Source organism: Pseudomonas sp. NPDC089401, assembly GCF_044749485.1.
Classification (GTDB): domain Bacteria; phylum Pseudomonadota; class Gammaproteobacteria; order Pseudomonadales; family Pseudomonadaceae; genus Aquipseudomonas.
Genome location: NZ_JBIVIA010000025.1, coordinates 1 through 12,540, shown reverse-complemented (window position 1 = coordinate 12,540; position 12,540 = coordinate 1). Strand labels below are relative to the sequence as shown.

Here is a 12,540-nt window from a genome sequence, read left to right as displayed (position 1 = left end):
GCTTGGACGGGGTGAAAACCGCGTCCAAGCCTCAAATGTGTAAACCATGTCCCCGGTTTACGATGTAAACGATGTCTCCGGTCGTACACCGCGAACACCGGCGAAGCCGGTGCCAGGCACCGAGTCGCCTTCTTCGCGGGTAAACCCGCTCCCACAGGGAAACGCGTCAGCCTGGATTGACCAGGTTCGGCGGCTGCCGGCCAGCCAAGGCCGCCAACAGGTTCTCCACCGCACAGCGCGCCATGGCCTCGCGCGTTTCATGGGTCGCCGAACCGATATGCGGCGTCGCCACCACATTGTCGAGTTGCAGCAGCGGCGAGTCGGCAGCCAATGGCTCCTGCACGAACACATCCAGCCCTGCCCCGCGAATCCGCCTCTCCTGCAGCGCTTCGATCAACGCCTGCTCGTCCACCACCCGCCCCCGGGCAATGTTCACCAGAATCGCCTCGGGCTTCATCAACGCCAGTTCCCGTGCCCCGATCAACCCCTCGGTACTGGCACTCAGCGGCACCGTCAGACACACGTAGTCCGCCTCACTCAATAGCGCCTCCAGGCTGCGATAGCTCGCACCATAACGCGCCTCGACCTGCGGCTTGGGCCGCGAGCTGTGATACAGCACCCGCATGCCGAACCCGGCGGCGCCGCGCCGCGCCAGGGCTTCGCCAATCCGCCCCATGCCGACGATGCCCAGGGTCTTGCCATGCACATCGGTGCCAAAGTGCGCCGGCCCCAGGCTGCCCTGCCAGTGCCCGTCACGCACCCAGGCGGCCAGCTCGACCACCCGCCGCGCGGTGGCCAGGAGCAAGGCGAAGCCGGTGTCGGCGGTGGTCTCGGTCAGCACATCGGGGGTGTTGGTCAACATCACCCCGCGACGGCTGAGGTCAGCCAGGTCGTAGTTGTCCACGCCCACCGAGACGCTCGCCACCACTTCGAGCGCGGGGGCCAGGTCGAGCAGGCCGGCATCCAGGCGCAGGCTCGCGCCGAGCAGGCCATGGGCGCCGGGCAAGGCATCACGCAAGCGCGCCTGGCCGTCCTGGCCGGCGACGTCCACCCAGGTCACCTCGACCTGCTCCTGCAGGCGAGCCATTAGCGCCTCGGACAGGCGCTTGTACAAGACGATTCGCTTCTTCATCACGGTTTCCTATCGGCCCATGGCCAGAGGTGGTTTTCAGTGCGGCGGTCAGCGCCACTGCGGTCAGCAGCGCCCCGGCCATGAACAGGTAGGAGGCACCCGGGCCGCCCGTGGCGCCATTGAGATAGCCGACCAGCCAGGAGCCGCCGAACGATCCCAGCGCGCCCATGCTGTTGATCAGCGCCATGGCGCCGCCGGCGACATTGCTCGGCAGGATCTCCGGCACGATGGCGAAGAACGGGCCATAGGGCGCGTACATGCAGGCCCCGGCCACCACCAGCAGCGCATACGACAGCCAGAAGTGCTCGCTGCCCAGGGCATACGAGCCATAGAACGCCACGGCGGCGATCAGCAGCGGCGGCCAGACGAAGCGTTTGCGCTTCTGCAGCCGGTCCGAGGCCCAGGACACCCCGACCATCGCCAGCACCGCCGCCAGGTACGGCACCGACGCCAGCCATCCGGCCTCGACGATATCGACGTTGGCCGCCTGCTTGAGGATCGACGGCAGCCACAGCACGAAGCCATACACGCCGATGCTCCAGCAGAAGTACTGCATCGACAGCACGATCACCTGGGGCGAGCGGAATGCCTCGCGGTAGTTCTTCACCGGTTTGATGCCCTGCTGCTCGGCAGCCAAAGCCTGTTCCAGGCTGGCCTTCTCCTGCTCGCTGAGCCAGCTCACCTGGGCCGGCCGGTCATCCACCAGGCGCCACCAGAGGAAGGCCCAGAGCACCGCCGGCAGGCCTTCGATGATGAACATCCAGCGCCAGTCGAAGTGCTTGATCAGGTAACCCGACACCACCGACATCCACAGGATGGTCACCGGGTTGCCGAGCATCAGGAAGGTATTGGCCCGCGAACGTTCGGCGCGGGTGAACCAGTGGCACAGGTACACCAGCATCGCCGGCATCACTGCGGCCTCCACCACCCCGAGCAGGAAGCGGATGGCGATCAGCAGGTAGACGTTGCTGATCATCCCGGTCAGGGTCGCCAGGCCGCCCCAGAGGATCAGGCTGGCGAAGATCAGCTTCTTCACGCTGCGCTTTTCGGCGTAGATGGCCCCCGGCACCTGGAAGAAGAAGTAGCCGAGGAAGAACAGTGCCCCCAGCAGCGACGACAGCGCCGGGGTGATTTTCAGGTCGTCGGCCATGCCCGAGGCCGCGGCAAATCCATAGTTGGCGCGGTCCAGGTAGGCCAGGCTGTAGGTGATGAAGACGATGGGGATGATGTACCACCACCGCCGTGGCGCGAGGCTTGTCGGTTGCATGAATCATTCTCCTGAGCTTGTTGTTCTTGTCGCAACAGGGCCGGCGTACCGGCGATCGGCATTTCAAGCGGTTCTGGGTAAACGTTGTGCCTCCAGTTCATGACGCCGTGGCAGGCCTTCCATGTCGCCGCGTGACTGCACCGCGCGGCTGCCACACCAGTTGCCACGGGCCACCGCGTCGTCCAGCGGGCAGCCTTCGAGCAGCGCGCTGACCACGCCGACGGCGAACGCATCGCCGGCGCCGACGGTGTCGACCACCTTGGCCACCGGCACCGCGGCGACCAGGCCCTGGCTCTGGGCATTGCGGAAGTAGGCGCCCTCGCCGCCCAGCTTGATCACCACCTGCTCGACACCTTGGTCGAGGTAGAACTCGGCGATGTCGGCGGGTGCCTGCTGGCCAGTCAGCAGGCGGCCTTCCTCCAGGCCCGGCAGCACCCAATGGGCCTTGCACGCCAGGGCGTTCACTTCGCGGATCATCGAGGCCGGGTCGGGCCACAGCGATGGGCGCAGGTTGGGGTCGAAGGAAATGCTCCGCCCGGCGTCACGCATGCCCTCGACCAGGGCGTGTGAGAGCTCTCGGCAGCTCGCCGACAGCGCCAGCGGGATGCCGGTGGCATGCAGGTGGCGGGCCTGCAGCAACGCCGGGTCGAACTGCGCGGTCGACAGCTGGCGTGCCGCGGAATGACCCCGGAAATACTCCACGGCCGGGTCGCTGCCATCGTCACAACGGCCTTTGAGCTGAAAACCGGTCGGCTGCCCGGCATCGACCTCGACCCGGCTGCAATCCAGGCCTTCCTGACGCAGGCTGGCGAGCACGAAGCGGCCCAGCGAGTCGTCGCCCACCCGGCTCAGCCAGCACACCTTGAAGCCCAGGCGGGCCAGGCCGATGGCCACGTTGCTGTCGGCCCCGGCGATGCGCTTGGTGAACGCGTCGACGCTGGCCAGGTCGCCGGTGTGCTCGGCGACGAACATCGCCATGGTCTCGCCGAAACACAGCATGTCATGCTCAGGCATGGCTCACCTCCTCGCCCAGGCCCAGGCGCGCCAGGTTGTGCACCTGGGCGCGGGTGACGGCCAGCAGGTCGGCGCCGACCAACGGGAACTCCACGGCACGCACCAGGCCTGGGCTGAATTCGTCGAACAGCGCTTCCCAGGCCAGCAGGTCGGCAGCCCTTGGCGGCACGGCGAGAAGGCGGCCATTGGCCTCCTGCTGCACCGCCTTGCAGTGCACGTAGCGCACCCAGCGGCCGAGCTGACGCGCGGCCTGCAACGCAGATTCGCCCTGCCATTGCCAGTTGCCGATGTCGAAGGTCATGCCCACCGGCAGTACCCAGCCTTCGACCCGGCGGAAGAAACCCAGCAGCGGCTCGATGCGCCCGCCGTGCTCGGTCTGGTCGTTTTCGACCAGCAACATTGGATCACCCTGGCGCAGCATCGCCTGCAGGGCGCTGACTTCGCAGTGGTCACTGTAGTGACCCAGTGACACTTTCAATGCCACCGCGCCCAAGGCCCGCGCCAATGCCAGCTTGGCCGGCAGGCGCGGTTCCGGCTGGCCATCCGCGGTCCACAATTCCAGAGGCGAGGAATACAGGCATTCCAGGCCCGAGGCGCGGATGGCGGCCGACAAGGCGGCGGTATCCGGGGCATCGTCGAAGAGTTCTTCGCGCAGCTCGATGCGCTCCACGCCAGCGGCTGCCAGCAGTTCGATGAAGCTTTCCTGGCCACGCTGGCGGACCAGCTCGGCACCGTAACTGGAAAGGCTGATGGAAACGGGGTTCGCGTGCATTGTTCTTGTCCTTATGAAACCGGTTTCATTTCTACTTGAACGGTACGGGCAGCCCTGCCGCCCGCCGTTATTGCTCGGGTTGGGTCGACCCTCGGGTGATCAGGTCAGCCTTGAAGTCGATACGTCGCGGCGCGTCATTGCCCCCGCGCAGGCGTTCGAGCAGGCACTCGAACGCCGCCACGCCGATGCGCTCGGTGGGTTGCGCCAAGGCCGTGATGCCGCTGCCGACCAGCGGGTACCAGTCCAGTTCGTCGAGGGCGATCAGGCCGACATCGGCGAACAGGTTGCAGCCGCTCTCGTGCAGTACGCGGGTGACCGCCAGGGTGGCCACGCCGTTGAAGGTGAAGATCGCCTGCGGGCCGTGGCCCTTGCTGGCGAGGAAGGCGCCGAGCTTGGCGCGCAGGCCGCCGTCGACTTCCAGCAACTGCTGGCGCATGCCACTGCGGTTGCTGATCGAGGCGGTGAACGCCTGTACCCGCTCGAGCCGCGAGCTGGTGCCGTCGAGTGCTTCGGTGACGGCGAGAATGTCGCGGTAGCCACGGGCCTGCAAATGGTCCAGGGCCTGTTCGATGGCGTCGGCATTGTCCAGGCCAACCAGGTCGACGTTGAGTTCCGGCAGTTGCCGGTCGACCAGCACCATGGGGATGTCGCGCTGCAGGTTGAGCAGTTCGCCAGGGTGGCGGCCGAGGGTGTTCACGATCAGCCCCTCGACGTTGTAGGACTGCAAGGCCGTCAGGTGGTGACGTTCCTGATCATCGTCGCGGTTGGTGTTGCACACCACCAGGCTGTAGCCATGCTGGCGGCAGGCGGTTTCCACGCCATGCATCACCGCGACCGAATAGGGGTTGAGGATATCCGCCACCAGCATGCCGATCAGGCGCGTCTGGCCGCGTTTCAGGCCGCGGGCCATCTGGTTGGGGCGGTAGCCCAGGCGTTCGATGACCTCCTCCAGGCGCTTGGCGGTGGCCTCGGCCAGCAACTGGCGATCGCCACCGATGTAGCGCGAGACGGTGGCCTTGGACACGCCGGCCACACGCGCCACTTCGCTGATGGTCACCCGCTCGCGGGCATGGGGGGATGAATCGGTCATTGCGGGTCCCTTGTGATTGTTGTCGGGTGACGGCGAATGAAACCGGTTTCAATACAACAAAACCTTGCGCGTTCGTCAACCTGCCGTTGATCGGGAGTGTCACAGGGAGGGTGAGGCAAGGCAACAGGTATGCGCCCTAACACGTTGAAACGGATGATAATTAAAAACCCTGTGGGAGCGGGTTTACCCGCGAATGCTTCGCTGAATCCGGCATCGCATTCGCGGGTAAACCCGCTCCCACAGAGTTACCTCAGGGGTTTCACATCAGCGGCGGTGACCGCGCTGCCCTGGTTACCCCAGCTGGTGCGAATGAAGTTCACCACATCCGCCACTTCCTGGTCGCTCAAGCGCCAGCCGAACCCTGGCATGGTGAAGTTCGACGGCGCCGCATGGGTCGCCGGCAGCGTGCCGCCCGCCAGCACCACATGGATCAGCGACGTGGCATCCGCCGTCTGCACCACCGGGTTGCCGGCCAGCGCCGGGAACACCCGGGTGTAGCCGTGGCCGTCGGTACGGTGGCAGGCCGCGCAGTTGTCGATGTACACCGAGGCGCCCGGCTTGCTGTCGTCACCCTGCCACAAGGCGTCGGCGACCTGCTTGTCGTAGGCCTGCGGCTGGTCGTCCGGGTTGCTTGGCGGCAAGGTCTTCAGGTAACGGGCAATGGCGGTCAGGTCGGCATCGCTCAGGTGCTGCAAGCTGTGCTCGACCACATCGCTCATGCCGCCAAACACCGCGCTGCGGTCGCTGCGGCCGGTCTTGAGGAACTGCACCAGTTGCGCCTCGCTCCAGCTGCCCAGGCCATCCTTGTGATCACCGCGCAGGTTCTTGGCGATCCAGCCTTCCAGCGGCGCGCTGCCGGCCAGGAACTGCTCGCCGTCCTGTGGGCTCAGGGCTTGCTCCTGCATGGTCAGCGCCCGTGGCGTGTGGCAGGCGCCACAGTGGCCCAGGCCTTCGACCAGGTAGGCACCGCGGCTGACCACCGGGTCCGCCCCGGCCGTTGCCTGCCAGGCCTTGGCCTCAGGCGCAAACAGCCCGCGCCAGATCGACAGCGGCCAGCGCATGCTCAACGGCCAAGGGATGTCGCTGGCCTTGTTCGGCTGCGCCACCGGCGCCACGCCCTGCATGAAGTAGGCATAGAGCGCCTGCATGTCCTGGTCGCTGACACGCGCGTAGGACGGATACGGCATGGCCGGGTACAGGGTGCTGCCGTCCTTGGCGATGCCCTGGCGCACCGCCCGGTCGAACTCGGCGAAGCTGTAGTTGCCGATGCCGCTGGCATCCGGGGTGATATTGGTGGAATACACCGTGCCGATGGGGGTTTCCATCGGCAGGCCGCCGGCGAAGGGCTTGCCGCCCTTGGCAGTGTGGCAGGCCACGCAGTCACCGGCGCGGGCCAGGTACTCGCCCTTCTGCACCAGGCTATCTTCGGCCTGGACGGTGGCGCTTGCGCCCAGCAGCAAGGTTGCGATCAACAGGTTCTTCATGTTCATCGCTCCTCAAGCCTGGACCAGCGGGCCGGGGTTTTTCAGGTACTGCTCGCGGATCGCCCGCGCCGACCAGTAGGTCAGCGCGGCCACCAGGCCGGTGGGGTTGTAGCCCAGGCCCTGGGGGAACGCCGAGGCGCCGGGGACGAACACGTTGTGCACGTCCCAGCTCTGCAGGTAGCGGTTCAGCGCACTGGTCCTGGGGTCGGTACCCATGATCGCGCCACCGTTGAGGTGGGTGGTCTGGTAGCTGGCGGTGTTGAAGTGTTCCTTGACCTTCTTGCCAAGGACGGCGATGGATTTAGGGTTCATCGCCTGGGCGATCCTGCTCAGCTTGTCGACCATGAACTGGTTCATCCTGATGTCGTTTTCCTGCCAGTCGAAGGTCATGCGCAGCAGCGGCTGGCCGTAGGCATCGCGGTAGGTCGGGTCGAGGTCGAGGTAGTTGCCGCGGTACGACTGGTGCGCGCCGTGGGCGTCCATCGATACCTGGTGGGTATAGTAGTCGGCGGTGGCCTTCTTCCAGGCGCTGCCCCAGGCCGGGGTGCCCGGCGGGTTGGCGACCCCGGCGATCGGCCGGCTGCCGGCCTGGTTGACCCACATCGGCGAACCGCCGACGAAGCCGTGCGGGCCGTGGTCGAAGTTGTCGGCGTTGAAGTCGTCGATGGCCACACCATTGCCGCCGGCGCCAATGAAGTTGTTGGTGTAGGTGTCCTTGTCGAAGAACGCCTTCACGGTGCCCATGTTCTGGTAGGCGAAGTTGCGCCCGACCACGCCCTCGTTCTTTACCGGGTCATACGGCTTGCCGATGCCCGACAGCAGCATCAGGCGCACGTTGTTGAACTGGAAGGCGGCGAGAATGACGATGTCCGCCGGCTGCTCCACTTCGCGCCCCTGGGCGTCGATGTAGGTCACGCCGGTGGCCTTGCGCTTGCTGTCGTCGAGGTTGACCTTGAGCACATGGGCGTTGGCGCGCAGCTCGAAGTTAGGCACCTGGCGCAGCGCCGGCAGGATGTTCACGTTCGGCGAGGCCTTGGAGTACATGTAGCACACGTAGCCACTGCAGAAGCCGCAGAAGTTGCAGGGGCCCATCTGCGCGCCGTAAGGGTTGGTGTAGGGCCCGGAAGTATTGGCCGACGGCAGGTTGTAGGGCTTGTAGCCCAGGCTCGCGGTGGCCTTTTCGAAGAGCTTGGCCGACACCACGTTCTTCTGTGCCTGCAGCGGGAACGGGTTGGAGCGATCCGGCGCGTAGGGGTTGCCGCCCTGCCCTTCACCGACCAGCTTGCCGTTGACGGTCCAGGCCTGGCCGGAGGTGCCGAACACCTTCTCGGCGAAGTCGAAGTGCGGTTCCAGTTCTTCATAGCTGACGCCGAAGTCCTGGATGGTCATGTCCTCAGGGATGAAGCGCTTGCCGTAGCGTTCTTCGTAATGGCTGCGCATGCGCAGTTCCATCGGGTCGACCCGAAAGTGCACGCCCGACCAGTGCAGGCCCGCGCCGCCCACGCCCTTGCCGGGCAGGAAGGCACCGAGCTGGCGGTTGGGCAGTGCGACATCGTTGACGCTGTGGCGGATGGTGACGGTTTCCTTCGACACATCGACGAACAGCTTCTTGCGCACGCTGTAGGTCAGTTCGTCGATCACCTGCGGGTAGCTGCCGTCCGGATAGGTGTCCTGCATCGGCCCGCGCTCGAGCGCCACGACCTGCAGGCCCGCCTCGGTCAGTTCCTTGGCCATGATTGCCCCGGCCCAGCCGAAACCGACGATTACTGCGTCGACCTTTTTCATTGCATTGGCCATGCCTTACGCCCTCTCGCCGCGAATCGATACTGCCGGGAACGGGTACGGCTCGTTGCGCTCGACCCAGTCCATGAAATCTGCCCGGGCACCGGGGAAGCCGATCTGCGTCCAGCCGACCATGCCCTTGTTGCCGCCATGGATCGGGTCGCAGAAGAAGCCTTCGCGGGTGTTCTGCACCAGCAGGCTGAAGAATGTCTTGGCCGGCAGTTGCTCGAAAACGATGCCACCGGCTTCGATCATGCCGAGAACCTTGTCTCGGGTAGCGCTGTCTTGCTCAGCAAAGGCTTTACCGCTGGCGTCTTTGCACCAGGCATCCGCAGCGGCAATCCCCAGGCGGTAGATCTGTTGCGGGCTCAGTTGCAGCTGATAGCCAAGCTCAGGGGCGGCATCGGCCTTGAACGGGCCTTGCATGTACCACTGGGCGCCGGTGGCGTACGGCGTGTTCATCTGCCGGTCGATGAACTCGGCGGCACCCGCTTCCAGGGCGCCAGGGCCAAGCTCGTCGGCCGGGATGATGCGCGACACGGCGGCCTGCACGAAGGCCCATTCCTCGGCGGTGAAGAAGGTCGGCTGGTAGTGGCCGGCCGCAGGCGTGGCCGGCACCTTGGGTTCGCGGACCGGCTCGGCGGCGAGCATCTGGCTGGCACCCAGGCCGGTGCTGGCCACCGTGACTACCGGTATCAAGGTCAGGGTCTTGCGCAGGAAGTCCCGGCGCGGATTGTCGGGGGCATGGTCAGGCATTTCGGGTCCTCATCTGCGTTGCGGCGGCCTTGGGTTGCGCCATCTGGTGTCCGGCCTGGGCCGGAAAAGCCGCGTAATCTAACGGGTTTGCAGCGCTTTTGAAACCGGTTTCAAAGCCTGCGACATCTTGAGCCTTGACGGCTGCCCTTTTGGCACCGGTCGTCGGCCTGCGCCGTGCCGCTACCACCATTCATCCGAGACTGCCTTGCCAGCCCCTGGCGACTCATCTACACCTAGATTTCGGCCAATGATGGCCAAGTGACTTGCCCTCGGCACGCCCGAAACGCATCCGTCATGCAGGGAGCGTCCCCATGCTCGCAACAGACCCGAAAGACGTCATCGCCAGGCTCACCGATGCCTACGCCGATATCGTCGCGCTCGACAATTTTGCGCTCAGTTGCCAAGGCGTTCAGGTCGGGCGTATCGCCGATGAGCCCGAGTGGTTCACGCGGGTCGCCATCGAATTCCGCCGGTTGGATGCCGCCGCCGATGTCTGGCAGCTGGACAGGCCGCTGGTATGGCTGCCGGTGCTCCAGGCGTTTCGCGACTATTGTGCGATGTTCCTCGCCAGTTCTCGCCTTTTCGACCAAGGCTCAACCGACGATGCACGCTTGTGGGTCGAGCTGTTCGAGGTGCGCCTGCTGCCAGATGTGGTCAATGGCCTGGCGGCGACGCGGGCTGCCGACAAGGAGCTGCGGGGCATGATCCGTGCGTTCGGCAGCCCACAGCCGCAGATGGCTGCGGCCCTCGCCGCCGGCCTGGAAGCCCTGGTCGGCGAACGGCAGCATGCGTTCAAGCCAAGCACCCGTCTGGCCCACCTGACCAGCGCGCTCGGGACCATGGGCGGCCTGCAGGCGCAATACCTGACCTTGCGTGGCACCCTGTCACGCCTGGTGGCGTTCTGGGAGCAGCAGCAGGCCAGCCTCGTGCAACTGCTCACGGCGCTCAAGGCCGGTGCACAGCCCAGTAATTTGCCAGGCCTCAAGGCCTTGCCGGGCGAACTGGCAGCCTGGCAGGTGATCGACGCGTTCGTGGCCCACCTGTCGAAACTCGACATCACCGTCGGCGCCCCAGCGATCATCGACATCGGCGGCCTGCGCCCGAGCACCCCAGCCCTGCCAGACATCTGAACCGCGCGGCGGTCGCCGCACCTGCCCTCAGCCCGTATGATGGCCGTCCACACCTGGGGCCATTTATGTTCGATTGGGAAGACCTGCGCCATTTCTCCGCCTTTACCCGCGCCGGCTCGCTGGCCGCCGCCGCTCGGCAATTGGGCGTCGACCATGCCACCGTGGCCCGGCGCATCGCCGCGCTGGAGGCCGCGCTCAACCTCAAGCTGGTCGACCGCCGTCCCAGGGCCTATGCGCTGACCGAGGAAGGTCGGCGGGTCGGCGAATACGCCGAACAGATGACCCAGTCGTCGTTCGCCCTGGAGCATTTCGCCAGCGCCGGCCAGCAACAGGTCGAAGGCGAAGTGGTGCTGGCGGCCCCACCCGCCCTGCTCGGCAGCATCATCGCCCGGCGCCTCGGCGCACTGTACCAGCGCTACCCGCAACTGCGCCTGAATCTGGTGGGCAGCAAGTCGCGCGCCTCGCTGGCAAGGCGCGAGGCCGACATCAGCATCGCCCTGGCCCGGCCCACCGAGCCGACCCTGGTCGCCAGCCTGCTGGGCTACCTGGACTACCGGCTGTACGCAGCTCCCGCTTACCGGCGTGGCAGCGGCGCGCCACGCTACATCGGCTATGACCAATCCCAGGCCAAGTCGCCGCAGCAGCAGTGGCTGCTGCGCCAGACCGACAACCAGCCGTTCGCCCTGCAAAGCAACGACCTGCGCATCCAGGCCCAGGCCGCGGCCGGTGGCATCGGCATTGCCTGCCTGCCGGCGTTCATGGCCCAGGAGCACGGCCTGGAGGTCGTCGGGCGTGACGAGCAGACCCTGAGCATCGAGATCTGGCTGGCGGTGCACGAAGACGTGCGCAGCACGCCGCGCATCAAGGCAGTCACCGATTTTCTCCAGCAGCAGGTGAGGCCGCTGCTGCGCTTGTGAATTTTTGCGGATGCAACCTGCATCGATACGGAGTTTCCGCAGGTGAGCATCGCCGCTAAGCTCTCCCCATCGCACAAACGAGCCTTGAGGAGAAGCGCATGCAGTACGTCAAACTGGGCAACACCGGCCTGGATATCTCGAAACTCTGCCTGGGCTGCATGACCTTCGGCGAACCGGACGCCGGCACCCACCCCTGGACCCTGGGCGAGGCCGACAGCCGCCCGATCATTCGCCACGCGGTGGAACAGGGCATCAACTTCTTCGACACCGCCAACAGCTACTCGGCCGGCACCTCGGAAGTCATCCTCGGCAAGCTGCTCAAGGAATTCACCCGCCGCGAGGAAACGGTGATCGCCACCAAGGTGTTCTTCCCCGCCAACATGTGGGAAGGCAGCACCCGTCCCAATGAGCAAGGCCTGTCACGCAAGGCAATCCTGGCCAACATCGACGCCAGCCTGACCCGCCTGGGCACCGACTACGTGGACCTGTACCAGATCCACCGCTGGGACTACCACACCCCCATCGAGGAAACCATGGAAGCCCTGCACGACGTGGTCAAGGCCGGCAAGGCCCGCTACATCGGCGCCTCGTCGATGTACGCCTGGCAGTTCGCCAAGGCCCAGCAGGTGGCGGCCAGCAACGGCTGGAGCCGCTTCGTGTCGATGCAGAACTACCTCAACCTGATCTACCGCGAGGAAGAGCGCGAGATGATCCCGCTGTGCCTCGACCAGGGCGTCGGCCTGATGCCCTGGAGCCCGATGGCCCGCGGCCGGCTGACCCGGCCCCATGGCCAGCAGACCGAGCGTACCCGCACCGACATTTCCGGGCAGTCGTTCTACGAGAAGACCGAGGTGGAGGATGGCCGGGTGATCGACGTGGTCGAGCAGATCGCCACCGAGCGCGGGGTGCCGATGGCGCAGGTGGCGCTGGCGTGGGTACTGGGCAAGCGCGGGGTGTCGGCGCCGATCGTCGGGGCCTCGAAGGTGGCGCAGCTCGATGACGCGATTGCGGCGTTGGGCTTCCAACTGAGTGCCGAAGAAGCCGCCCGGCTCGAAGCGCCCTATGTGCCGCACGCGGTCACAGGCTTCAAGTAAGCCTGTACCGGCCTCTTCGCGGTGTACGACCGGAGACATCGTTTACATCGTAAACCGGGGACATGGTTTACACATTTGAGGCTTGGACGCGGTTTTCACCCC

10 protein-coding genes and 1 pseudogene are annotated in these 12,540 nt (G+C 65.9%); 3 read left to right on the top strand and 8 right to left on the bottom strand.

Features of this window, described 5'->3' with window-relative positions; all coding sequences use genetic code 11:
- Window positions 1–166 precede the first annotated feature (166 nt).
- From ACIP21_RS28585 to ACIP21_RS28550, 8 genes and pseudogenes are all read right to left on the bottom strand, one after another.
- Window positions 167–1,132, bottom strand: a complete 966-nt coding sequence (locus ACIP21_RS28585) for a 2-hydroxyacid dehydrogenase (RefSeq protein WP_400694953.1) — start codon at window positions 1,130–1,132, stop codon at window positions 167–169.
- Window positions 1,133–1,169: 37 nt separating this feature from the next.
- Window positions 1,170–2,399, bottom strand: a pseudogene (locus ACIP21_RS28580) (MFS transporter); the annotation flags it as partial.
- A 63-nt stretch (window positions 2,400–2,462) separates the two neighbouring features.
- Window positions 2,463–3,413: a sugar kinase gene (locus tag ACIP21_RS28575; protein WP_400694952.1), complete on the bottom strand. Its 951-nt coding sequence runs from the start codon at window positions 3,411–3,413 to the stop codon at window positions 2,463–2,465.
- Window positions 3,406–4,185, bottom strand: a complete 780-nt coding sequence (locus ACIP21_RS28570; protein ID WP_400694950.1) for a sugar phosphate isomerase/epimerase family protein — start codon at window positions 4,183–4,185, stop codon at window positions 3,406–3,408. Before ACIP21_RS28570 ends, ACIP21_RS28575 begins: the two co-directional genes overlap by 8 nt.
- Before the next feature lie 67 nt (window positions 4,186–4,252).
- Window positions 4,253–5,275 (bottom strand): LacI family DNA-binding transcriptional regulator, encoded by a 1,023-nt coding sequence (locus tag ACIP21_RS28565; protein WP_400694948.1) that lies wholly within the window; start codon window positions 5,273–5,275, stop codon window positions 4,253–4,255.
- Between the two features lie 245 nt (window positions 5,276–5,520).
- Window positions 5,521–6,759, bottom strand: a complete 1,239-nt coding sequence (locus ACIP21_RS28560; protein ID WP_400694946.1) for a c-type cytochrome — start codon at window positions 6,757–6,759, stop codon at window positions 5,521–5,523.
- Window positions 6,760–6,771: 12 nt separating this feature from the next.
- Window positions 6,772–8,556 (bottom strand): GMC family oxidoreductase, encoded by a 1,785-nt coding sequence (locus tag ACIP21_RS28555; protein WP_400694944.1) that lies wholly within the window; start codon window positions 8,554–8,556, stop codon window positions 6,772–6,774.
- A 3-nt stretch (window positions 8,557–8,559) separates the two neighbouring features.
- Window positions 8,560–9,297 (bottom strand): gluconate 2-dehydrogenase subunit 3 family protein, encoded by a 738-nt coding sequence (locus tag ACIP21_RS28550; protein WP_400694942.1) that lies wholly within the window; start codon window positions 9,295–9,297, stop codon window positions 8,560–8,562.
- Between the two features lie 311 nt (window positions 9,298–9,608).
- Here ACIP21_RS28550 and ACIP21_RS28545 point away from each other — a divergent pair, with 311 nt between their 5' ends.
- From ACIP21_RS28545 to ACIP21_RS28535, 3 genes are all read left to right on the top strand, one after another.
- Window positions 9,609–10,427 carry a hypothetical protein gene (locus tag ACIP21_RS28545; protein ID WP_400694940.1) on the top strand — a complete coding sequence of 273 codons (819 nt, stop codon included), beginning with the start codon at window positions 9,609–9,611 and terminating at the stop codon, window positions 10,425–10,427.
- Between the two features lie 65 nt (window positions 10,428–10,492).
- Entirely contained in the window at window positions 10,493–11,344 is an 852-nt protein-coding gene (locus ACIP21_RS28540; RefSeq protein WP_400694938.1) for a LysR family transcriptional regulator, read from the top strand.
- A 98-nt stretch (window positions 11,345–11,442) separates the two neighbouring features.
- The gene (locus ACIP21_RS28535) at window positions 11,443–12,438 is read left to right on the top strand and encodes an aldo/keto reductase (protein WP_400694936.1); all 996 of its coding nucleotides are present in this window, start codon (window positions 11,443–11,445) and stop codon (window positions 12,436–12,438) included.
- Window positions 12,439–12,540 lie beyond the last annotated feature (102 nt).